At 63.8% G+C, this 22339-nt stretch carries 20 protein-coding genes; 16 read left to right on the top strand and 4 right to left on the bottom strand.

From position 1 onward, the window contains the following. Positions 1-146 precede the first annotated feature (146 nt). The 15 genes from efp (at position 147) to AC1DLO_RS10775 (ending at position 16414) form a co-directional block, all read left to right on the top strand. Entirely contained in the window at positions 147-710 is a 564-nt protein-coding gene (efp, locus tag AC1DLO_RS10845) for an elongation factor P (protein ID WP_028267136.1), read from the top strand. Beyond that, positions 710-1120, top strand: coding sequence for a transcription antitermination factor NusB (gene nusB / locus AC1DLO_RS10840; RefSeq protein ID WP_184735037.1), 411 nt, complete (start codon positions 710-712; stop codon positions 1118-1120). The genes efp and nusB overlap by 1 nt, the downstream gene beginning before the upstream one ends. A gap of 229 nt (positions 1121-1349) precedes the next feature. Next, positions 1350-1931: a bifunctional pyr operon transcriptional regulator/uracil phosphoribosyltransferase PyrR gene (gene pyrR, locus AC1DLO_RS10835; RefSeq protein WP_184735039.1), complete on the top strand. Its 582-nt coding sequence runs from the start codon at positions 1350-1352 to the stop codon at positions 1929-1931. Continuing rightward, positions 1928-2941, top strand: a complete 1014-nt coding sequence (locus AC1DLO_RS10830; protein ID WP_476889748.1) for an aspartate carbamoyltransferase catalytic subunit — start codon at positions 1928-1930, stop codon at positions 2939-2941. Before pyrR ends, AC1DLO_RS10830 begins: the two co-directional genes overlap by 4 nt. After that, positions 2941-4290: a dihydroorotase gene (locus AC1DLO_RS10825; RefSeq protein ID WP_476889747.1), complete on the top strand. Its 1350-nt coding sequence runs from the start codon at positions 2941-2943 to the stop codon at positions 4288-4290. Before AC1DLO_RS10830 ends, AC1DLO_RS10825 begins: the two co-directional genes overlap by 1 nt. Continuing rightward, positions 4290-4808, top strand: a complete 519-nt coding sequence (locus AC1DLO_RS10820) for a PH-like domain-containing protein (protein ID WP_476889746.1) — start codon at positions 4290-4292, stop codon at positions 4806-4808. Before AC1DLO_RS10825 ends, AC1DLO_RS10820 begins: the two co-directional genes overlap by 1 nt. Further along, positions 4789-6066: a glutamine-hydrolyzing carbamoyl-phosphate synthase small subunit gene (gene carA, locus AC1DLO_RS10815; RefSeq protein WP_184735048.1), complete on the top strand. Its 1278-nt coding sequence runs from the start codon at positions 4789-4791 to the stop codon at positions 6064-6066. The genes AC1DLO_RS10820 and carA overlap by 20 nt, the downstream gene beginning before the upstream one ends. Next, a complete protein-coding gene (gene carB / locus AC1DLO_RS10810) occupies positions 6066-9374 on the top strand; it encodes a carbamoyl-phosphate synthase large subunit (protein ID WP_476889745.1) in 3309 nt (1102 codons plus the stop codon). The genes carA and carB overlap by 1 nt, the downstream gene beginning before the upstream one ends. Further along, on the top strand, positions 9367-10248 hold the full coding sequence (pyrF, locus tag AC1DLO_RS10805; RefSeq protein ID WP_476889744.1) for an orotidine-5'-phosphate decarboxylase: 882 nt from the start codon (positions 9367-9369) through the stop codon (positions 10246-10248). The genes carB and pyrF overlap by 8 nt, the downstream gene beginning before the upstream one ends. 109 nt (positions 10249-10357) lie before the next feature. After that, a complete protein-coding gene (mihF, locus tag AC1DLO_RS10800; RefSeq protein WP_476889743.1) occupies positions 10358-10684 on the top strand; it encodes an integration host factor, actinobacterial type in 327 nt (108 codons plus the stop codon). A gap of 40 nt (positions 10685-10724) precedes the next feature. Beyond that, positions 10725-11297, top strand: coding sequence for a guanylate kinase (gene gmk / locus AC1DLO_RS10795; RefSeq protein WP_476889742.1), 573 nt, complete (start codon positions 10725-10727; stop codon positions 11295-11297). 39 nt (positions 11298-11336) lie between these two features. Then, the gene (rpoZ, locus tag AC1DLO_RS10790; protein WP_028267125.1) at positions 11337-11597 is read left to right on the top strand and encodes a DNA-directed RNA polymerase subunit omega; all 261 of its coding nucleotides are present in this window, start codon (positions 11337-11339) and stop codon (positions 11595-11597) included. A gap of 27 nt (positions 11598-11624) precedes the next feature. Then, entirely contained in the window at positions 11625-12872 is a 1248-nt protein-coding gene (coaBC, locus tag AC1DLO_RS10785) for a bifunctional phosphopantothenoylcysteine decarboxylase/phosphopantothenate--cysteine ligase CoaBC (protein WP_476889741.1), read from the top strand. Between the two features lie 91 nt (positions 12873-12963). After that, positions 12964-14193 (top strand): methionine adenosyltransferase, encoded by a 1230-nt coding sequence (metK, locus tag AC1DLO_RS10780; protein WP_184735061.1) that lies wholly within the window; start codon positions 12964-12966, stop codon positions 14191-14193. Positions 14194-14287: 94 nt separating this feature from the next. After that, positions 14288-16414, top strand: coding sequence for a primosomal protein N' (locus AC1DLO_RS10775; RefSeq protein WP_476889740.1), 2127 nt, complete (start codon positions 14288-14290; stop codon positions 16412-16414). Here the strand turns inward: AC1DLO_RS10775 and AC1DLO_RS10770 are convergent. The 4 genes from AC1DLO_RS10770 to AC1DLO_RS10755 are packed head-to-tail and all read right to left on the bottom strand — an operon-like array spanning position 16411 to position 20346. Continuing rightward, a complete protein-coding gene (locus AC1DLO_RS10770) occupies positions 16411-17493 on the bottom strand; it encodes a glycosyltransferase family 4 protein (protein ID WP_476889739.1) in 1083 nt (360 codons plus the stop codon). The two genes, AC1DLO_RS10775 and AC1DLO_RS10770, sit on opposite strands and share 4 nt — an antisense overlap. After that, positions 17490-18437 (bottom strand): alpha/beta fold hydrolase, encoded by a 948-nt coding sequence (locus AC1DLO_RS10765; protein ID WP_476889738.1) that lies wholly within the window; start codon positions 18435-18437, stop codon positions 17490-17492. The genes AC1DLO_RS10770 and AC1DLO_RS10765 overlap by 4 nt, the downstream gene beginning before the upstream one ends. 10 nt (positions 18438-18447) lie before the next feature. Further along, entirely contained in the window at positions 18448-19329 is an 882-nt protein-coding gene (locus AC1DLO_RS10760; RefSeq protein WP_476889737.1) for an aldo/keto reductase, read from the bottom strand. Positions 19330-19383: 54 nt separating this feature from the next. Next, the gene (locus AC1DLO_RS10755; protein WP_184735072.1) at positions 19384-20346 is read right to left on the bottom strand and encodes a sugar-binding transcriptional regulator; all 963 of its coding nucleotides are present in this window, start codon (positions 20344-20346) and stop codon (positions 19384-19386) included. Between the two features lie 124 nt (positions 20347-20470). Between AC1DLO_RS10755 and AC1DLO_RS10750 the strand changes: the two genes are divergently transcribed. Further along, complete coding sequence (locus AC1DLO_RS10750; protein WP_476889736.1) at positions 20471-22264, top strand: glycerol-3-phosphate dehydrogenase/oxidase; 1794 nt, start codon at positions 20471-20473, stop codon at positions 22262-22264. The last annotated feature ends 75 nt before the right edge of the window (positions 22265-22339 follow it).

Raw genomic sequence — 22339 nt, 5'->3', positions numbered from 1 at the left:
GCAGGCGCTGCGCAATTTGCCGGTAGAATGGTCTTTGGATTTTTGATAAATACGCGCTGGCGGCCATCAAGGCATGCCAGATTGGCATACCCGGCTGGAAGCTAGAAACAGTAGCTAGAACCAGTGAGAGAAACCAGAGGATAATAGTGGCAACCACAAATGACATCAAGAACGGCACCGTGCTGAAGCTCGAGGGCCAGCTCTGGAACATCATTGAGTTCCAGCACGTCAAGCCGGGCAAGGGCGGCGCGTTCGTGCGCACCAAGATGCGCAACGTCATGTCTGGCAAGGTGGTGGACAAGACGTTCAACGCCGGCCTCAAGATCGAAACCGCCACCGTTGACCGCCGCGACTACCAGTACCTGTACCAGGACGGCGCGGACTTCGTGTTCATGGATACCCAGGACTTCGACCAGATCACGGTTTCCGGTGCCACGGTAGGCGACGCCACCAACTTCATGCTGGAAAACCAGATGGTCAACATTGCCATCCACGAGGGCACGCCTCTCTACATTGAGCTGCCCCCGAGCGTAGTCCTCGAAATCACCTACACCGAGCCGGGACTGCAGGGTGACCGCTCCTCCGCTGGAACCAAGCCGGCCACCCTTGAAACCGGCTATGAGATCCAGGTGCCCCTGTTCGTTGAGAACAACACCAAGGTCAAGGTAGACACCCGCGACGGCAGCTACCTGGGCCGGGTCAACGACTAGTGAGTGCTCGTGGTAAGGCCCGTAACAGGGCCCTCGAAGTACTGTTTGAGGCGGAGCAGCGTTCCGCCTCCGCTTTCGAGGTCTTGAAGGCCCGCCGGGAAATGACCGATCTCGTAGTCAACCCGTACACGACCGACATCGTGGAGGGCGTGGTTGCCATGCAGCCGACCATCGACGAATTCCTTCAGACCTACGCCCAGGGCTGGACTCTTGAGCGCATGCCGGCGGTTGACCGCATCATCCTGCGTATCGGCGCCTGGGAACTCCTCTACAACGACGACGTCCCGGACGGCGTCGCGGTCAGTGAGGCAGTTGCGCTGGCCAAGGTCATGTCCACCGACGAATCGCCTGCGTTCATCAACGGCCTCCTCGGACGTCTCCAGAAGCTGAAGCCTTCCCTGCTCGCTTAAGCGGCAGTGAAAGCATTCGAAGGGCTGGTGCCCACAGGAAACTGTGGGCGCCAGCCCTTTGCGTTGGCGGTTGCGATGGGGACTGCGCATGCACTCGGACGGTTGTGAGCTAAAACGCATGGTCCGCGCCCGGGGCACGTCGGCCGGGCGCCACGGCTGTGGTAATTTTGTAGGGCAAATGTTCCTTTTTTAATTCCGTCCCGTGAGGCGGGGAAAGGGGAGACGAGCGATGACTGAAGTCACTGCGCCGGTGCCGTCCCGGGTTGTCCTCAACCACGCGGATATCGACCGTGCGCTCACTCGTATCGCCCACGAGATCCTCGAGGCCAACAAGGGCTCCCAGGACTTGGTACTTTTGGGCATCCCACGCCGCGGCTATCCGCTGGCTGTGCGGCTGGCAGACAAGATCGCCGCCGCGGATCCGTCCGTCAACGCCTCGGCAATAGTCGGTCAGTTGGACGTCACCATGTTCCGGGACGATCTTTCCCGCCAGCCCGCCAGGCCCCCTTATCCCACCAAGCTGCCGCTGTCCGGCATCGACAACAAGGTTGTTGTCCTCATCGACGACGTCCTGTACTCGGGCCGCACCATCCGGGCAGCCCTCGACGCAATCGTCGACCTTGGCAGGCCCCGCATCGTTCGCCTCGCCGTCCTCGTGGACCGTGGCCATCGCGAATTGCCCATCCGCGCGGACCACGTGGGCAAGAACCTGCCCACCTCGTCCTCGGAAAAGGTCCGGGTCCACTTGGAAGAACTCGATTCTGTGGATGGTCAGCCCATCAACGAAGTAGTCATCGAGGCCGGCGCATGAAACATTTGCTCTCCACGGAGAACCTCAGCGCCGAGAACGCAATCCGAATCCTGGACACCGCCGAAGAGATGGCTGCGGTGGGGGACCGGGAAGTCAAGAAGCTGCCCGCCTTGCGCGGCCGCACCGTGGTCAACCTTTTCTTCGAGGACTCCACCCGCACCCGTATTTCCTTCGAGGCGGCAGCAAAGCGCCTCTCCGCAGACGTCATCAACTTCGCAGCCAAGGGCTCTTCGGTATCAAAGGGTGAGTCCCTCAAGGACACCGCCCAGACCCTTGCAGCGATCGGCGCCGATGCGGTAGTCATCCGCCACTGGGCCTCTGGCGCACCGCACCGCTTGGCTGCCACCGACTGGATCGACGCCGCCGTCATCAACGCCGGAGACGGCACCCATGAGCACCCCACCCAGGCCCTCCTGGACGCATTCACGATGCGCCGCCACTGGTCCAAGCTGAAAGGCTCGGCATCCAACGGCGCAGACCTCAACGGGATGCGCGTCGCTATCGCCGGTGACGTCCTGCACTCCCGGGTCGCCCGTTCCAACGTGTGGCTGCTGCGCACCCTTGGTGCGGAAGTAACCCTCGTGGCCCCACCCACCTTGCTGCCGATCGGCGTCGAACACTGGCCGTGCAAGGTCAGTTACGACCTTGACGAGACACTCGAAGCCGGAGTGGACGCGATGATGATGCTGCGCGTCCAAGGTGAGCGGATGAATGCTTCGTTCTTCCCCTCGACGCGAGAGTATTCGCGTCGTTGGGGCTTCGACGATGCCCGCCTCCGGGCCCTCGACGACCTCGGGCTCAAGGACACCATCATCATGCACCCTGGTCCCATGAACCGCGGCCTGGAAATTTCCGCCGCCGCCGCCGATTCACCCCGCTCCACCGTGCTGGCCCAGGTCCGCAACGGCGTGTCGGTCCGGATGGCCGCCCTGTACCTGCTGCTCTCGGGGGATACCCGTGAAGCCGCCACCACGCCGGGCACCGCCCGTTCCGACAAGGAGAGCAACTGATGACCGAGACCGCAACCGGTACCTACCTGATCCGCGGCGCGGCCATCCTGGGTGGCGACGCCGAGGACCTGTTGATCCGCGACGGCCTCATCGCCGAGCGCGGGACCGGCCTGTCCGCAGAAGGAGCGACGGTGATTGAGGCCGCCGGCCTCGTGGCGCTTCCCGGCATGGTGGACATCCACACCCACTTGCGCGAACCCGGTCGCGAAGACGCCGAAACCGTGGAAACGGGCACCCGTGCCGCAGCCCTTGGCGGCTACACCGCGGTGCATGCCATGGCCAACAGCAATCCCGTGGCCGACACTGCTGGCGTCGTCGAGCAGGTCCACAGCCTGGGCCGCGCCTCCGGCTGGGTGGACGTCCGCCCAGTGGGTGCCGTCACGGTGGGTCTCGCCGGCGAGCAGCTCGCTGAACTCGGCGCCATGGCCGACTCCCGTGCCCAAGTCCGTGTCTTCTCCGACGACGGCATCTGCGTGCACGATCCCGTGCTGATGCGCCGTGCGTTGGAGTACGTCAAAGCGTTCGACGGCGTCGTTGCCCAGCACGCGCAGGAACCCCGCCTCACCGCCGGGGCCCAGATGAACGAGGGCACCGTCTCGGCGGTTCTCGGACTTGCCGGGTGGCCGGCGGTGGCCGAGGAGAGCATCATCGCCCGCGACGTCCTGCTTGCCCAGCATGTCGGATCCCGCCTGCACGTATGCCACGTGTCCACCGCCGGATCGGTGGAGATCGTCCGCTGGGCCAAGGAACGCGGCATCAACGTCACCGCTGAGGTCACACCCCACCACTTGTTGCTCACGGACGAACTGGTCCGCAGCTACGACCCCGTCTACAAGGTCAACCCGCCACTTCGCACCGACGCGGATGTCCAGGCGCTTCGCGCCGGGCTCGCCGATGGCACCATCGACGTCGTGGGAACAGACCACGCCCCGCATCCGAGCGAACACAAGGAATGCGAGTGGGCCCAGGCGGCAATGGGCATGACGGGACTGGAAACTGCCCTGTCGGTAGTCCAGGAAACCATGATCGAGACCGGGCTCATGACGTGGGCCGACTTCGCCCGCGTCACGTCCACGGTGCCCGCGGCCATTGGCCGGGTGGCAGATCAAGGGCGCCCGCTCGAAGCCGGCGAGCCTGCCAATGTGATCCTCGTGGATCCCGCCGCCCGCTGGAACGTGGATCCTTATAAGATGGCGACCATGGGCCGGAACTCACCCTTTGCGGGCAAAGAGTTGCCGGGCGCGGTCGTCGCCACGTTCTTCAGGGGTCACCCGACCGTACTGGGCGGCAAGCTCAACACCCCGTACCGATACGCAGCGGACCCTGCAGGCGCAGGCAGCAGCATCTGATGGACAAAATCGCTTCCTTGCTGCTGGTCCTGTGCCTTGCCGCAATTGTCGCCGGACTCATAGCGCTGGGATGGCGCAGCAGGCTCAAGCGGCAAGCCGGCCTCGGGCCGCTTCCGGACGTGCCTGAACAACTCAGCCCGGCAGGCCTTGTGGCTGACGGCCAGTATGTGGCCACGACGACGGCGGGAGACTGGCTTGACCGGATCGCTGTCCATGGCCTTGGCTTTCGCGGGAACGCGGAAATGAGCATCCATCCGGAAGGCGTCCTGTTCGACCGCGCGGGAACTGGACCTCTGTTCATTCCATCGCGAGCCGTGACCGATTGCCGCAGCGCCAGCGGCATGGCCGGAAAATTCGTGGAAAAGGATGGAATCGTGGTCTTGAGCTGGATGCTCGGAGAACGTGAGCTCGACACCGGATTCAGGACCAGGCACGCCGCCGACAAGCAACCCCTCCTCGAAGCACTTCAAGAATTGATCTCTGCAGCCCCCCAGGCAGATGCCGATAGTGGAAAGTAACAACGTGACGGACACCAACGCAGTGACAGAAAATACCAACCCAGCAGAGTCCACCGCAGCAGTGCTGGTCCTCGAAGACGGCCGCACTTTCCGTGGCCGTAGCTACGGTGCCACGGGCGTTGCCCTGGGCGAGGCCGTATTCGCGACCGGGATGACCGGTTATCAGGAAACCATCACGGATCCCTCCTACGCCCGCCAGCTAGTGGTCCAGACGGCTCCGCACATCGGCAACACCGGCGTGAACAAGGAAGACGCCGAGTCCCGCCGCATCTGGGTGGCTGGCTACGTTGTTCGCGACGCCGCACGCCGCCCCTCGAACTGGCGCTCGGAGCGCAGCCTCGATGAAGAGCTCGTTGAGCAGGGCATCGTCGGGATCCAGGCCGTGGACACCCGTGCCATCACCCGGCACCTGCGCGAGCACAAGACCATGCGTGCCGGAATCTTCTCCGGTGAAGCAGCCAACGCTTCCGACAAGGAGCTCCTGGACACCGTCCTGGCCAGCGCTCCCATGGAAGGCGCACGCCTTGCCGAAGAAGTGAGCGTCGACGAGGCCTACGTCGTGGAGCCCGCAGACCATGGTTGGGAGGGCGAAGCGAAGTTCAGCATCGCCGCGATCGACCTTGGCATCAAGGCGATGACTCCGGCCCGCTTCGCAGAACGTGGCGTCCGCGTCCACGTACTGCCCGCGACCGCCACGCTGGAAGACGTCAAGGCGGTCAACCCGGATGGTTTCTTCATGTCCAACGGCCCTGGCGACCCCGCCACCGCCGACACCCAGGTGAAGCTGCTCCGCTCGGTGCTCGATGAGAAGCTACCCTACTTCGGAATCTGCTTCGGCAACCAGATCCTGGGCCGTGCCCTCGGCTTCGGTACCTACAAACTCAAGTACGGCCACCGCGGGATCAACCAGCCCGTGATGGACCGCCGCACGGGCAAAGTCGAGATCACCTCGCAGAATCACGGCTTCGCCGTCGACGCTCCCATGGACGGCGCCACGCTGGCTCCCGAAGAGCGGTTTGGCCGCGTGGAGGTCAGCCACGTAAGCCTCAACGACGACGTCGTCGAAGGACTCGCGTGCCTCGACATCCCGGCATTCTCGGTTCAGTACCACCCCGAAGCCGCAGCCGGTCCGCACGACGCCGCCTACCTCTTCGACCGCTTCATCGACCTGATGGAGAGCACGAAGAACGGCGAGAATGCTGCGCAGGCCGCCGCCACTCAGACATCGAACTCCGCGAAGAACGAGGACACCAAGTAATGCCAAAGCGTACAGATCTCAAGAGCGTCCTTGTCATCGGTTCCGGCCCGATCGTTATCGGCCAAGCGGCCGAATTCGACTACTCCGGCACCCAGGCACTGCGCGTGCTGAAGGAGGAAGGGCTGCGCGTCATCCTCGTGAACTCCAACCCGGCCACCATCATGACCGACCCCGAATTCGCCGATGCCACCTACGTGGAACCCATCACCCCCGAAGTGGTCGAAAAGATCATCGCCAAGGAGCGCCCGGACGCCCTCCTGCCTACGCTGGGCGGTCAGACGGCCCTCAACACGGCCATCGCCCTGGACAAGAACGGCGTGCTTGAGAAGTACAACGTCGAACTCATCGGTGCCAACATTGCCGCGATCGAACTCGGCGAGGACCGGGAGAAGTTCAAGGGTGTCGTGGAACGCTGCGGCGCCGAGTCGGCCCGCAGCCACATCATCCACACCATGGATGAAGCCTTGAGCGCCGCGGAGGACCTCGGTTACCCGATGGTTGTCCGCCCGTCCTTCACCATGGGCGGGCTGGGCTCGGGCCTGGCCTACAACGAGGACGACCTGCGCCGCATCGTGGGCCAGGGCCTGCAGTACAGCCCCACCTCCGAGGTTCTGCTGGAAGAGAGCATCCTCGGCTGGAAGGAATATGAGCTGGAGATGATGCGCGACAAGAACGACAACGTCGTTGTTGTGTGCTCCATCGAGAACTTCGATCCCGTAGGCGTCCACACCGGCGACTCCATCACGGTGGCACCGGCCCTGACCCTGACGGACCGCGAATACCAGCGCCTGCGCGACATCTCCATCGCCGTCATCCGCGAAGTCGGCGTGGACACCGGTGGCTGCAACATCCAGTTCGCCATCGAACCGGACACGGGACGCGTCGTCGTCATCGAAATGAACCCGCGTGTTTCGCGTTCCTCGGCGCTGGCGTCCAAGGCCACCGGCTTCGCGATCGCCAAGATCGCCACCAAGCTTTCCCTCGGCTACACGCTGGACGAGATCCCGAACGACATCACGCAGAAGACACCGGCATCGTTTGAGCCGACGCTCGACTACGTCGTGGTCAAGGTTCCGCGCTTCGCCTTCGAGAAGTTCCCCGCAGCGGACAACACGCTGACCACCACCATGAAGTCCGTCGGTGAGGCAATGGCCATGGGCCGCAACTTCACGGAAGCCCTTCAGAAGGCACTTCGCTCGCTTGAGCAGAAGGGCTCACAGCTGGACTTCAGCCACGTGCCCGAGTGGGAAGTTCCGGAGCTCATCGAGAAGTCCAAGCGCCCGACGACGGACCGCCTCTACCAGGTCCAGCGCGCTTTGCTCGGAGGTGCTTCGGTTGAAGAGCTCTACGCCGCCACCAAGATCGATCCGTGGTTCCTGGACCAGCTGCAGCTGCTCAACGAGATCTCGCAGGAGATCCGCAAGGCCGGCGCCCTGACCGAAGACATGCTCCGCCACGCCAAGCGCCACGGTTTCTCGGACGAGCAGATCGGTGCCCTGACGCACAACCCGGAGGCTGTAGTCCGCGGCGTCCGCCAGGCCCTGGGCATCCGCCCGGTTTACAAGACGGTGGACACCTGCGCCGCTGAATTTGCCGCGTACACCCCGTACCACTACTCCTCGTACGACGAAGAGGACGAGGTCGGCTTGCACGCCAAACCTTCCGTCATCATCCTGGGGTCCGGCCCTAACCGCATTGGCCAGGGCATCGAGTTCGACTACTCGTGCGTGCATGCCTCGATGGCGCTGCGCAAGGCCGGCTACGAGACCGTCATGGTCAACTGCAACCCGGAGACCGTCTCCACGGACTACGACGTCTCAACGCGCCTCTACTTCGAACCGCTGACCCTTGAAGACGTCCTCGAAGTCATCGCGGCAGAGGAACGCACAGGCGGCGTCATGGGCGTGTTCGTGCAGCTCGGTGGCCAGACCCCACTCAAGCTCGCACAGCAGCTTGCCGACGCCGGTGTGCCGATCCTGGGCACCTCGCCGGAAGCCATCGACCTCGCCGAGCACCGCGGCATGTTCTCCCGCGTGCTTGACCAGGCCGGCCTGATCGCCCCGAAGAACGGCACCGCCGTGTCCTTCGAGGACGCCAAGAAGATCGCCGACGAGATCGGCTACCCGGTCCTCGTCCGCCCGTCGTACGTGCTCGGCGGCCGCGGGATGGAGATCGTCTATGACGAAGCCAACCTCTCCCGCTACATCGCCAATGCCACGGAGATCACCCCGGACCATCCGGTGCTGATCGACCGCTTCCTCGAGGATGCCGTCGAAATCGACGTCGATGCGCTCTTCGACGGCACGGACATGTACCTTGGTGGCATCATGGAGCACATCGAGGAAGCCGGCATCCACTCCGGTGACTCCGCGTGCGTCCTGCCCCCGATCACCCTCGGCAGCAACGTGATCGAACGCGTCCGCACAGCCACGCGGGCCATCGCAGAGGGGGTGGGCGTCCGTGGCCTCATCAACATCCAGTTCGCCCTGGCATCCGACGTGCTCTACGTGTTGGAAGCCAACCCGCGTGCCTCACGCACCGTGCCGTTCGTGTCCAAGGCCACGGGCGTGCAGATGGCGAAGGCTGCAGCGCTGATCGGTACCGGGGTCACCATCAACCAACTGCGCAGCGCCTACAAGATGCTGCCGGAAACGGGCGATGGTTCCACACTGCCGCTTGACGCACCTGTCGCGGTGAAGGAAGCGGTGCTGCCATTCAGCCGCTTCCGGACGCCTGAAGGCAAGGTGGTGGACTCGCTGCTCGGCCCCGAAATGCGCTCCACTGGTGAGGTCATGGGCATTGACAAACACTTCGACACCGCTTTCGCCAAGAGCCAGGCCGCGGCCAACAATGCGCTGCCCACAGAAGGCAAAATCTTCGTCTCGGTCGCCAACCGGGACAAGCGTTCGGTGATCATGGGTGTCAAGCGCCTGTCCGATCTCGGCTTCGAGATCGTCTCCACGGGCGGTACCGCGGATGTGCTGCGCCGCAACGGCATTCAGGCAACCCCGGTCCGCAAGGTTGCAGAAGGCAGCAGCGCCGAAGGCGAGGGCACCATCGCGGACCTCATCATCGCCGGCGAGATCGACATGGTCTTCAACACCCCTTCGGGTGGCGAAGCCCGCAGCGACGGCTACGAACTCCGCGCGGCCGCCACGTCCATCGGCATCCCGTGCATCACCACAGTGGCCGAGTTCAACGCCGCGGTGCAGGCAATCGAGGCGTTGCGCACCTACGAGTGGTCGGTGACCAGCTTGCAGGAGCACGCCGCCAACCTGAAAGCATCCGCCGAGGCCGTCAATGCCTGAGTCTGTTGTAGTCGCGCAGCCCGTTGTCAGGTCGGGGCCCCGACAGCCGTTCGGTTCCAGGCTGGCTGCCGCCATGGCCGACCTCGGCCCCCTTTGCGTCGGCATTGACCCGCATCCGGGACTGCTGTCTGACTGGGGACTGAACGACGACGTCGCCGGGCTGGAGCGCTTCTCACTCACCGTCGTGGAAGCCGTGGCGACGCTCGCTGCCGCGGTGAAGCCGCAAGTCGCGCTCTATGAGCGCCACGGCTCCGCAGGCATGGCCGTCCTGGAGCGGACCCTTGCTGCGGCATCCGATGCCGGAGTGTTGAGCATCGCCGACGCCAAGCGCGGAGACATCGGCTCAACGATGGCGGCCTATGCCGACGCTTGGCTGCGCGACGGTTCGTCCTTGGCTGCGGACTCTGTCACGCTGAGCCCGTATCTCGGATTTGAGTCACTGCGGCCGGCGCTGGACCTCGCAGACGAGTATGGCCGGGGTGTTTTCGTTCTCGCGCTGACTTCGAACCCCGAAGGCAAATCCGTTCAGCACGTTGGCGGTTCTGAGTCGGTGGCACGGCGGATCGCTGAAGCGGCCGCCGACGAGAACCGTCGCTATGCGGGAACCATGGGGTCTGTCGGTCTCGTGGTGGGCGCCACTATTGGCACCGCTTTGGTGGATCTGGGCTTGGACCTCAACGCTGTTCGCGGGCCCATCCTGGCTCCTGGGCTCGGTGCCCAAGGAGCTACGCCGGCGGATCTGCGTGCGACATTCCGTGAGGCGTATCCGGCGGTCCTTGCGACATCGAGCCGGGGAATCCTGGCCGCTGGTCCCACGGTCGCCGGTTTGCGTTCCGCTACTGAGGCCACCCGCGACGGCTTGCTGGAAGGCTGATCGCGATCTTGCTGCGTCCTGTGCATTGCGCTCCACACTGACCTCGCGGTAGCTTCGGGAACAGTCCAAATCGCCACGCACTCGATGCCGGCCAAAGGGGGATGTGTCAGTGACTTTGAAAACCTTGTCTGCGGAGGAACGTTCCGATGCCTTGGAAAAGGCCGCCAGGGCCCGTGCAAGACGGGCTCTGGCAAAGGAACAGCTCAGGAGTGGTGAACTCAGTATCGCCGGGCTGATCAAGTCGGCGCAGACTGATGAAGCCATCGCCCGCATGCGTGTTTCCGAGCTTCTGGAGGCTGTCCCGGGTGTCGGCCCCGTCCGGGCAGCGGCCATCATGACGGAAATTGGAATCGCCGCATCACGACGGCTCAGGGGCCTGGGAATTCACCAGTCCCGGTCGCTGATAGATTTTATGGAAGACAAATACAGCGTTTAAGAAGAAATGCAGCGTATTAGGCCCCTCCACGAAGGACGATGTGAGCAAGAATCCGGGACTGACCGTCCTCGCAGGCCCAACTGCCGTTGGCAAGGGAACAGTATCCACGTATATCCGCGACAACTACCCTGAGGTCTGGCTGTCGGTTTCGGCCACCACCCGTGCGCCGCGGCCGGGGGAGAAGGACGGTGTCCACTACTACTTCAAGTCCGCCGAGGAATTCGACGCACTTGTTGAAGGTGGCCAGTTGCTTGAGTGGGCAGTGGTGCACGGCAAGAACCGCTACGGCACGCTCCGCAGCACAGTCGACGCCGCCATCGCCGAAGGCAAGTCCGTGCTGTTGGAGATCGATTTGCAGGGCGCCCGCCAGGTCAAGGCTGCAGTTCCGGACGCCAACTTCGTCTTCCTCGCTCCGCCCAGCTGGGACGAAATGGTCCGCCGCTTGGTTGGACGCGGCACCGAAACCCCGGAGGAACAGCAGCGACGGCTGGAAACCGCTAAACTGGAACTTGCCGCTGAACCGGAGTTTGACCACACCGTCATCAATGACGAGGTACGCCGGGCAGCGGACGAGCTTGTTTCACTCATGGGGCTTACCCCGCACCAGCGCTAAGCGCTAGCACTTGTCAGCCCGTTAGAATTTGGAGAATTCGTGTCCACGAACCTTGAAGGCATCATCAACCCGCCGATCGACGAGCTGCTTGCTGCTGCCGATTCAAAGTACGGCCTGGTGATTTTCGGCGCCAAGCGCGCGCGCCAGATCAACGCCTACTACGCCCAGCTGCACGAGGGCCTCTTCGAGTACGTTGGCCCGCTGGTCGACACGAAGCTGAACGAGAAGTCGCTTTCCATCGCCCTGCGCGAGATCAACGAAGGCCTGCTGGTCTCCACCCCGATCGAACCCGCAGAGTAAAACAGACTGCCTGTTGACGGAGGTCACGTGCGCATAGTCCTCGGAGTCGGGGGAGGGATCGCAGCCTACAAGGTTGCATCGCTCCTCCGGCTTTTTACTGAGGCCGGACACAACGTCACGGTCATTCCCACGGAGGCCGCAAACCGATTCGTCGGCGTGGCTACCTGGGAGGCGCTCTCGGGCAATCCGGTGAGCAACAGTGTCTTTGACGACGTCGAGAAGGTCAACCACGTCCGGCTTGGTCATGAGGCCGATCTCATTGTGGTTGCCCCGGCGACTGCCGACCTGTTGGCCAAGGCCGCAACCGGCCAGGCGGGGGATCTTCTCACTAACACGCTCCTCATGGCACATGGCCCAGTGCTATTTGCTCCCGCAATGCACACTGAAATGTGGCAGAACCAAGCAACCCGGTCGAATGTGGAAACCCTGCGCAGCCGCGGCATCACCGTCCTCGAACCGGCGGTGGGCCGGCTGACAGGCGCGGATTCCGGGCCGGGCAGGCTCCCCGAGCCAGAGGTAATTTTCGCGGCCGCCATCGCTTTGGTTGACGCCTCCATGCCTTCCGCCCAGCTCGTTGGCGCCAAACCTTTGTCAGGTCGGACCGTCACGATTTCCGCGGGCGGCACCAGGGAGGCCTTGGATCCAGTTCGCTTCCTGGGGAACAGGTCCTCCGGCAAGCAAGGCGTTGCGCTGGCGGCAGCAGCCCTCGACGCCGGCGCCAAGGTGAGATTCCTCGCTGCCCATATGGACGTCCAGCCTCCTGCTGGCGTCGAACTGGTGCGGGTTGAATCTGCCCTGGAACTCCGTGACGCCGCGCTGGAAGCCGCCGCCGGCTCCGACGTCGTGATCATGGCCGCCGCGGTGGCTGATTTCCGTCCCGCTGAGGTCTCAACGACGAAAATCAAGAAGAGCGAAGGCACCGACGCTCCCGTGGTGCGCCTCGTACGGAACCCTGACATCCTGCATGAGCTGGTAGAGCGCCGCGACGCTGAATCAACAGCACAGCTGATCGTCGGTTTCGCCGCTGAAACCGGGGACGAAGACGGTAACGTCCTGGAACACGCCACCGCCAAGCTCAAACGCAAGGGCTGCGACCTCTTGGTAGTCAACCAGGTTGGCGTCGGCCGGGTGTTCGGCCAAGACCAGAATTCTGTGATCATTCTCTCCGGCCATGGCGCAGAGCCGCAGTCGGCCGCGGGTTCCAAATCCGACGTCGCCGCCGCCGTCATTGACCGCATCAGTTCTGAACTGAGCCGCGTGCACCCGGCCACTTAGGCCTGGACGGCGCTCATTCCTTAGCTGGTCCATCCTTAGCATAGGGACATACGGCGGAAGCCGACCGCCCTCAACCGAGTAAGGTAGTCGAGTGACTTTACCGCTGCATCATGAATCCCACGGAACCCCGTCCAAGCTCCGGCTCTTCACTTCGGAGTCGGTGACGGAAGGGCACCCGGACAAGATCTGCGACCAAATCAGCGACGCGATCCTTGACGCGCTCCTGGCAGCAGACCCTGAGTCCCGCGTGGCAGTTGAGACCATGGCCACGACTGGCCTGGTGCACGTGGCTGGCGAGGTCACCACGGATGCGTACGTCGAGATCCCGCAGATCGTCCGCGAGACCATCCTCGGAATCGGTTATGACTCCTCCGCCAACGGCTTCGACGGCGCCCGTTGCGGCGTGTCTGTCTCGATCGGCCAGCAGTCCAACGACATCGCCGGCGGCGTCTTCAACTCCCTCGAAGCCCGCGAAGGCCGCCAGGAGGACGACTACGACCTCCAGGGCGCCGGTGACCAGGGCATCATGTTCGGCTACGCGAGCGACGAAACCCCGTCCTACATGCCGACCCCCATTTGGCTGGCCCACCGCCTCTCCGAAAGGCTCACTGAAGTCCGCAAGAGCGGCGAACTCGCCTACCTGCGGCCTGACGGCAAGACGCAGGTGACCGTCGGATATGACCGCGACCGCCCGGTTTCAGTTGAAACGGTGGTCATTTCCAGCCAGCACGCCGAAGGTACCAGCCTTGATCGCCTGCGCGCCGACCTCGCCGCGCACGTGATCGATCCCGTCCTGGCAGTGTCCAACCTCGATATCTCCCACGTCGCGAACATCCTGAATCCCGCTGGCGCCTTTGTCATCGGCGGACCTGTCGGTGATGCCGGCCTGACCGGCCGCAAGATCATTGTTGACACTTACGGCGGCATGGCCCGCCACGGCGGCGGTGCCTTCTCCGGTAAGGATCCGTCGAAGGTGGACCGTTCGGCTGCCTACGCGATGCGCTGGGTGGCCAAGAACGTTGTGGCCGCGGGGCTGGCTAAGCGCGCGGAAATCCAGATCGCTTACGCGATCGGCCAGGCGCGTCCTGTCGGCACGTACGTCGAGACCTTCGGTACCGAGACTGTTGATCCGGCCAAGATCAGCGAAGCAATTGCGGAGATCTTCGACCTCCGTCCCCGTGCCATCATCGACGCCCTTGACCTCAAGCGGCCCATCTACGCCAAGACGGCGGCACACGGCCACTTCGGCCGCGACGAGCCAGACTTCACGTGGGAACGGTTGGACCGGGTGGACGAACTGAAGGAATTCTTCAACGCCTGACCCCGCCTGCGCCGGAGCCTCGTCTGCCCGGAGCCTGATTGTCGGTGGTGTGTGTTTGGCTTGACCCAAGAGCCGAGCCAGGGAGGTGGCAAGCATGAGCAATGATTCGTTGCTTCCCTTTGCCCTGGCGTTGCCTTCGTCGGCCCGTCAACCGTCCTTGTTGCAGGGTTTCCCCGCTCGCGGGACCGACGCCGGTGGGCCAGCCCTCGCGGCAAGCGATCCGGTGGCCCGGGTCCTGATCGAATCGCCCCTGCCGCACTTGGACCGCCCTTTTGACTACAGTGTCCCGGCTGAGTTCGAAGGCACCGCGTTGGCGGGGGTACGGGTCAAAGTGCGTTTTAGCGGCCAGGAACTTAGCGGCTACGTGCTGGAGCGTGCGGAATCCTCGGAAGGCGGGCATCCCTTGAGCCCGCTGCTCAAGGTGGTTTCGCCTGTCCAAGTCTTGACGCCGTCTTTGCTGGAGCTTGCCTCCAGCGTCGCGGCCCGTTATGCCGGGACGCTGAGCGACGTCCTGCGGACAGCCATCCCGCCGCGCGTCGCGGGCTTGGAGAAGTTGCTCCTTTCCGGTGCTTCCCTCTTGGAGGAGCGAACCGAGGCTGCCCGCCATGCTGTGGGCGCTGCGTCCCCGGCGCAAGCAATGTGGGCTTCCTACACCAACGGCGCACCGTACCTGCAGCACCTGGCCGGAGGTGGCTCGCCCAGGGCCGTCCTCACCGCAGTGCAGGGCTTTGGAGCGGCCGGCTGGCCCGAACTTGTGGCGTCTGCGGTGGCGGCAGTCCGATCCTCGGGGCGGGGCGCCGTCGTGGTTGTGCCCGACTACCGTGATCTTGACCGAATGGAAGCGGCGCTCGACGCCGTCTTGCCGGTAGGGGAAATCGCGCGGCTGACTGCCGACGACGGTCAGTCCGCGCGGTACCGGAGCTTCCTTCGACTGCTGAGCGGCGCAGCCAAGGTGGCGATCGGTACGCGGTCCGCGGCATACGCTCCAGTCCAGGACCTTGGACTTGTAGTGTGTTGGGACGACGGCGACGACCTCCATATCGACCAGCGCGCTCCTTACGCCCACACCCGCGAAGTCCTGCTTTTGCGTTCCGAACAGGAATCTGCGGCGTGCCTCATGGCCGCGCACAGCCGCAGCACCGAGCTTCAGCGATTGGTCGAAGGTGGCTGGGCCGTGCCAGTGGAACCCCCGCGGACGGTGGTCCGCGCCAGCGCGCCGCGCGTGCTCAACACGGCGGACAGTTTCGAGCAGGAGCGCGACCCCCTGGCCCGGATTGCACGCTTGCCCGGCGCCGCGTGGCGGGCAGCCAAGGACGGGCTGGAACGTGGACCTGTCCTGGTACAGGTAGCCCGGGCCGGTTACGCGCCGTCGTTGGTTTGTGAGGATTGCCGCGAGCCCGCCAGATGCAACAATTGCCAAGGACCCCTCGCAATCGCCGGCCAAGCTGCCCTCCCGCAGTGCCGCTGGTGTTCCACACCGGCTCCGGAATGGCGTTGCCGCAATTGTGGCGGGGGCCGTCTTCGCAGGGGGGCTGCCGGCGTGCTCCGGACCGCGGAAGAGCTGGGCAGGGCTTTTCCAGGCAAGGCCGTCGTGACTTCTTCAGGAGACCAGGTCAAGTCCACGGTGTCAGACGCCTGCGCGCTGGTGGTGGCTACGGTGGGCGCCGAACCGATCGCACCTGGCGGCTACGCAGCGGCGCTGCTCTTGGACGGCAATTCGCTCCTCCGCCTGGAGAATCTTCGTGCTGGCGAAGACACCGTTCGGCGGTGGTTCAACGCGGCGGCGCTCGTGCGCCCCGCGAGCGAAGGCGGACTTGTGGTCATCACTGCCGACGACACCACCGCGACCGGCGCCCTGTTGCGTTGGGACCCGGCCGGGTATGCCTCCCGGGAGCTGGTACTGCGGCAGGAACTCCAGTTGCCGCCAGCGGTGCGGATCGCATCAGTCACGGGCAAGAGGGCCGACGTCGTGCATTTCACCGAAAGCCTGGCCAGTAACATCCGGTTGCGTACCGCTGGCCCCGCGCCGGTTTCGCTCACCCTGTCTGCGCACCGTTCAACAGCGCGAGACGGCGATCCGGACGTCCGGACTCTGCTCTTCATTCCCTACGCCCAAGCAGCCGAAGCGACCAGGGCCATGCGGGCTGTCAAAGCTGCCAGCGCGGCGAAACGCACCTCGGGGCCCGTTCAGCTGCGGCTCGACGGCGTGGATGTCCTCTAGCGCTTGCGGCTGCGCATCGCCACGACCTCTTCGGCAACCGCCAATAGTTGTCGGGCGGATTCCTCCCAGTTGAAGTCGGCCGCGCGTTCCACCGAACGGCGGGAGCGCGCTTGCCACAGCTCCTCATTTTCAAGGGCCCTGACTGCCGCAGCGAATTCGGCGGGCGATTCCGGATGCACATAGCTCACGGCATCCGCACCGACCTCCCGGAAGATGGGAATGTCGCTGGCGATCACGGGAGTGCCGAGCGCCATGGCCTCGACCAGCGGCAGCCCATAACCCTCCGCCTTGGACAGGCTGATGAGGGCCGTGGCGCGGATCAAGAGGGAATCGTACTCGGCATCCGTGACGCCGTTGTGGAACTCGACCTGCGCACCCGGCGGCACCAAGGGCTCCAGCTCGGCACGGCGCTGCGGGGTGATCCTGCTCAGGAGATGCAGCGTGAATCCGGGCAATTCGGACATGCCCTGGATCATGGTCTCCACGTTTTTGTAGGGCATGAACGAGCCCATGTAGAGCAGGGACTTCTCGGCGCCGGCTGAGGGATCGCGTGGCGTTTGTCCTGGCTGGGGTGCGTTGCCGACGATCCGCACAGGCCGCCGGGTCAAATTGAACTTCGCCATGAGCGACTCGGTGGTATGGCTGATGGTGGCGACGACGTCCGCGCGATTGAGAAGCAGGCGCTGCGGCCAGTAGGCCTTGTGGTAGAGCCGCCACAACAACCGTACGGGCGCCGGAAGGAAGCCTGGAGGGGCCGGGTGCTCATAGTAGATGAGATCGTGCAGGGTCAGGACCAAGCCATACTTCCGGCCCAGGGTTCCCATGGTCTGCATAGGGCAAACCACCACATCAGCCCCGAGCTTGTTGACCTCGCGCGCCACGAATAGTTCTCGCGGCGACAGCGGGCTGCTGATGAGCACGTAGGGGACGTCCGGAAGGAGCGCCAACTGGCGTTTGTCGTTGATAAGCATGGTGACATCCGCGATCTTGGACGTCGCCGCTATGAGGCTCGAACCATAGCGGCTGATGCCGTCGTGATGGTCCGTGCGGGTGAAGCGGGCGTCAATGACGATTTTCACGCGGGGTGTTCCTCCAGGAAGCTGCGGATGGCGGCGGCGGCGGGCGCCGGTGTCTCGTAATGGATCAAATGCCCGACGTCGGGAATCACTACCAACGCACCGTCGGGCAACAGCTCCACCAGTTTGTGCTGGTCCCGGAGCAGCGCGATCTCATCCTTTTCGCCGGCCACCAGCAGCACCGGGAGGTCCAGTTGGCCGGCAACCTCGGCCACATGGCTGGAGACGGAGGCCCGGAAGGACTCTAGAAGGCTGGCACGGTCGGCGAAGGCGGAGAAATACGCATCGTGCTGCCCATGGACGAAGGCACGGAGCTCCTTGTCACGGGTCTTGGCCATGGTGGCGCTCATGACGCGAACAATCAGGCGGCTGCGCAAGACGGCGAGCCCCAACCGGCGCGGGAGCTTGGCAGAGATCTGGTAGTACATGACCGCGAGCTTGGTCATGAGGCCTTTTGGTCCCTCGAGCGCGGGAGCCGCAATGGGATTGACCAGGATCAGCGGGCGGATGGCACCCGGGTTCGCAGCGGCGAAGTGGCTCGCGACGATGGACCCGAAGGAATGACCGAGCAACACCGTTTCCCGGCCAAGCCCCAAGGCGGCCATGAAACCGGTGATGAACTTTCCATAGCGCTCCACAGTGTGGGGGTCTCCGGCAAAGGGTTCCGAACTGCCGAATCCGGGAAGGTCCGGCATGATGATCCGCATCTCGGGCAAATGGTCTACAACCCGGAGCAGGCCGTGGTGGTCGCCTCGGAAACCATGGATGACCACGATGGTTCGGGTGTCCGCGGTCACGGTAACCGGTTCGTAGCACCAATAGGCCACGTTGCTGCCGTCGAGGTCGATGTCCGAGGCACTGGTCCGGGAGGCCAAGGCCTTGCTAAAGAACTCCCGCGGGGAGGCCGGTGCAGGTTCGGGGGAGTGGTTGGCGTCCACTTGTTCCATTCGGCGGCCCCTAGTTAACGTTGTCCGGGTGTGACCCGGTGCGGTGGTGGCGTTCGAGGGCGGCAAGGCCGTCCATGTCTTCGGGATCAAGCTCGAAGCCGAAGACATTGAAGTTCTCTTGGATGCGTGCGGCGGAGCTCGCCTTGGGGATCACGATATTCCCGAGCTGGATGTGCCAGCGGATGATGATTTGGGCAGGTGTTTTGCCGTATTTGTCCGCGAGCGCCCGGACGGCCGGATCTTGGAGAACCTGTCCACGGCCCAGCGGGCTCCACGCCTCGGTGCGGATGCGCAACTGCTCGTGCAGGGTGCGGAGCCGGGGCTGTTGCAGCCATGGGTGCAGTTCAATCTGGTTCACGGCTGGAACCACTTCGGCCTTCTGCATCAGCGATTCAAGATGTGCCGGCTGGAAATTGGAGACTCCAATCGCGCGGACGCGGCCTTCTCGGTACAAGGTCTCCATGGCCCGGTAGCTTTCCTGGAACAGGCCGCGCCCGGCGCAAGGCCAGTGGATCAGGTACAGATCGACGTAGTCCAGGCCGAGATTGGCCATGGAGCTATCGAAAGCCCGGAGAGTGGCGTCATAGCCGTGATCGTCATTCCAGAGCTTCGTGGTGACAAAGACGTCTTCGCGGGAGAGCGAGTGCGTGCCCTCCCCGGAGCCTCCCGTGTTGCCGTCCACGCCGGCCGGGGGTATGACGGCGCTGCCAATACCCCTGCCTACGCCGGTCTCGTTGCCATACATTGCGGCTGTATCGAAGTGCCTGTAGCCGGCGCCCAGCGCTGTGGCGACCAAAGACGTGGCGTCCGCCGGCGGCACTTTGTAGAGCCCGAACCCCAACTGGTCAATCAAGACGCCGTTGTTGAGACTGAGCCGAGGCGAGGGTTTCATAGCCAAGACTCTACCTACCTCGGTGCCGGGAATGATTCAGGATCAGTCAAATATTCAGGATGGGCTCCCGAAACTTACCAGGCGCTTGGCGGTGGCCTCGTCCAGGATGAGATCCGTGGCAAGCCGAGCCGCCAGGGCTCCACGCAGGCCATTGATCTTGGATGCACCCGAAACGACGCAGATGCGGCGGCGGACCTGCCTTAGCTGCTCGTGACTCGGGCCGGTGGAACGCTCATTGAGGGTAATCCCGTCGGAAGAGCCATCGGCGCGGAAGAAGACCGTGGCAACATCGCCTACGACGTCCGAGCTGGCCAGCAGATTAAGGTCAGTTTCGTCGAGGTAGCCACCCGCGTAAACGTGGCTGGGGTAGTCCGAATGGACAGACCCAACACCGAAAATCGCGATGCTCATCCTGGCTTGGAGGTCGAGCACGCGTTGGACGCTGCGCTCATTCCACATGGCGGTCTTGGTGGAAGCGTGGTCGAAGAAAGCAGGAACGGGGAACTGTTCCACCCGGGCTCCGTAGGCGATGCCGAAGCGCCGCATGATGTCACTGGCGTACGTGATGCCCGTGGTTTGCATGTTGCCCGCGCCGTTGAGCTGGACGATGGTGCTGTCGTGGGTGATCTTGCGGGTCAGGTGCCTGCTGACGGCGCTGATGGTCGCACCCCAGGCCACCCCGATAATGGCGTTCGAATCGACGAGCGGTCCGATGGTCCGTGCTGCCTGCATCGCCACCCTGTCAAGGGTTTCCGCCTCGTTCAAGGTGTCCAGGACAGGCACCACGTGGACATCGACACCATAGTGACTGCGGATCATCCGCTCCAGTTCGGGCGCGGAGTCAAGTGGACTCCGGATCTGGACCTGCACCAGTCCCGACTCCCGTGCCGAGGACAGCAAGCGGGACACCGTCGAGCGCGAGGTCCGGAGTTCGCGGGCGATGGCGTCCATCGTGAGGTCCTGGAGGTAGTACATCTGCGCTGCCCGGAGGGCTTCTGAATGTCGTGATCGTGGCATCTCAGTTCCGTTCTGCACGTTTGTGCAAATAGCTTGATTTCATTTTCCACTCCTTCGAAGAATAGTTGTGCAAGGTGCGACGTCAAGTGATGCAACGCACATACCAAAGCCCAAGGGAGCAGTTTTGGGACACAACAGCTTTTATGGTTCCGCAGCGGGATCACCTCGCCGTACCTCGGCTTCAGCACTTCGCGAACGGCCGCAAGCCCAAGTGCTGATTATCGGTGGCGGCATCAACGGCGTCGGCACATTCCGCGATCTGGCATTGCAGGGCGTGGACGTTGCCCTCGTGGAGCGCGGCGACTACTGCCAGGGCGCCAGCGGAGCCTCGTCCCACATGATCCACGGAGGCATCCGCTACCTCGAGAACGGCGAATTCCGCCTCGTGCAGGAATCCGTCGTCGAGCGCAACCGCCTCCTGAAGATTGCACCCCACTACGTCAAGCCGCTGCAGACAACCATCCCGATTTTCAGCACCTTTTCCGGGATACTGTCCGCCCCCACCCGCTTCCTCACGCACAAGCAAGGCAAGCCGAAAGAACGCGGCGCCTTCCTTATCAAGCTCGGACTGAGCATGTATGACTTCTTCTCCCGCGACGGCGGCAGCGTCCCTCGCCATCAGTTCCGCGGCAGGGCGAAGGCACTGGCCGAATTGCCGAGCTTGCACCCAGGCATCAAATACGCCGCCACCTATTTCGACGCATCCGTGCACAATCCCGAGCGACTCACGCTCGATGTGCTCCAGGACGGTGAAAAGGCTGGCATCGGAAGTGGCCTGCCGGGTGGCAGCGCCCGCGCCAGCAACTACGTCTCGCTCGTCTCCATGGACTCGTCCGCGGCCGGTTCCGTCGTGCTGCGCGATGAACTCACCGGTGAGGAATTCAGCTTCCAGGCCGACGTCATCGTCAACACCACCGGCGCGTGGGTGGACCTCACCAACGAGGCCATGGGGGCTGCGAGCCGTTTCATGGGAGGGACCAAAGGCTCGCACATTGTGTTGGACCACCCGGAACTGCTCGCCGCCTGCGGCGGTCGCGAAATCTTCTTCGAACACACGGACGGACGGATCGTGCTGATCTACCCGATGGGCGATCGTGTCCTGGTGGGGACCACCGACGTCGAGGCCGACATGGCCCAGGACGCCGTGTGCACCGAAGCCGAGATTGACTACTTCTTCGACCTCGTGGGCTATGTCTTCCCCTCCATCACGGTGGATCGCAGCCAGATCGTCTACAGTTTCGCCGGCGTCCGACCGCTTCCGCGCCACGATGACACACAGCCGGGCTTCGTGTCCCGCGATTACCGCATCGAACGGAGCGAGCGCCCAGCCTCCGGTGCCGCGGCCGCCCTTGGCGGCAAGGCCGCCGTCGTCCTCTCATTGATCGGCGGAAAATGGACCACCTTCCGGGCCCTCGCCGAACACCTGAGCAACGATGTCCTCCGCGAACTGGGCATGGAACGGAAGATCTCGACGGCGAAGCTCGCCATCGGGGGCGGCTCCGGCTTCCCGAACAGCGAAGACGGAATCCAAGACTGGGTCAAGAAGCACATGGCGCCCGGCCTCGACGCCGATCGGGTCAGCGGCTTGCTGACGCGCTACGGCACTCGCGCCGTGGATGTCATTGCCTACCTCAGTGCAGGAGAGGACCGGAAACTGCGCTCCACGAACGAGCTCAGCGTTCGGGAGTTGGAATTCATGGCCTCCAACGAACAGATCGGACACCTCGTGGATGTCCTCATTCGCCGCACCTCCCTGGCCTTCCGGGGCCTCGTGACGGGGGAGTTGCTCAACGAGGTCGCCGAAATCCTTTCCGGGCAGCTTGCCTGGGATTCAGCGAAGCGCGACGCGGAAATCCAGCACGCACAGAATGTCCTTCTGCGTTTTCATGGCGTGACTGTTCACAGCCTCGTCGCCTGAACGTAATGTACGTCACATCAGCTTGATTGTTCTGGCCATGAAGCCGGGACACAAGGGTTGCGGCGCTCCGCTCCG

It is taken from the genome of Arthrobacter sp. 01T419 (assembly GCF_056398865.1).
Note: the sequence above shows the minus strand (reverse complement) of the source record. Positions and strands in the feature narration are given on the sequence as shown.

What these genes read in the sequence shown, in the direction of transcription:
- pyrR (WP_184735039.1), top strand. Translation starts at nt 1,350, where the DNA reads ATGACTGAAGTCACTGCGCCGGTGCCGTCCCGGGTTGTCCTCAACCAC.
- AC1DLO_RS10830 (WP_476889748.1), top strand. Translation starts at nt 1,928, where the DNA reads ATGAAACATTTGCTCTCCACGGAGAACCTCAGCGCCGAGAACGCAATC.
- AC1DLO_RS10825 (WP_476889747.1), top strand. Translation starts at nt 2,941, where the DNA reads ATGACCGAGACCGCAACCGGTACCTACCTGATCCGCGGCGCGGCCATC.
- AC1DLO_RS10820 (WP_476889746.1), top strand. Translation starts at nt 4,290, where the DNA reads ATGGACAAAATCGCTTCCTTGCTGCTGGTCCTGTGCCTTGCCGCAATT.
- carA (WP_184735048.1), top strand. Translation starts at nt 4,789, where the DNA reads ATGCCGATAGTGGAAAGTAACAACGTGACGGACACCAACGCAGTGACA.
- carB (WP_476889745.1), top strand. Translation starts at nt 6,066, where the DNA reads ATGCCAAAGCGTACAGATCTCAAGAGCGTCCTTGTCATCGGTTCCGGC.
- pyrF (WP_476889744.1), top strand. Translation starts at nt 9,367, where the DNA reads ATGCCTGAGTCTGTTGTAGTCGCGCAGCCCGTTGTCAGGTCGGGGCCC.
- AC1DLO_RS10775 (WP_476889740.1), top strand. Translation starts at nt 14,288, where the DNA reads ATGAGCAATGATTCGTTGCTTCCCTTTGCCCTGGCGTTGCCTTCGTCG.
- AC1DLO_RS10765 (WP_476889738.1), bottom strand. Translation starts at nt 18,437, where the DNA reads ATGGAACAAGTGGACGCCAACCACTCCCCCGAACCTGCACCGGCCTCC.
- AC1DLO_RS10760 (WP_476889737.1), bottom strand. Translation starts at nt 19,329, where the DNA reads ATGAAACCCTCGCCTCGGCTCAGTCTCAACAACGGCGTCTTGATTGAC.
- AC1DLO_RS10755 (WP_184735072.1), bottom strand. Translation starts at nt 20,346, where the DNA reads ATGCCACGATCACGACATTCAGAAGCCCTCCGGGCAGCGCAGATGTAC.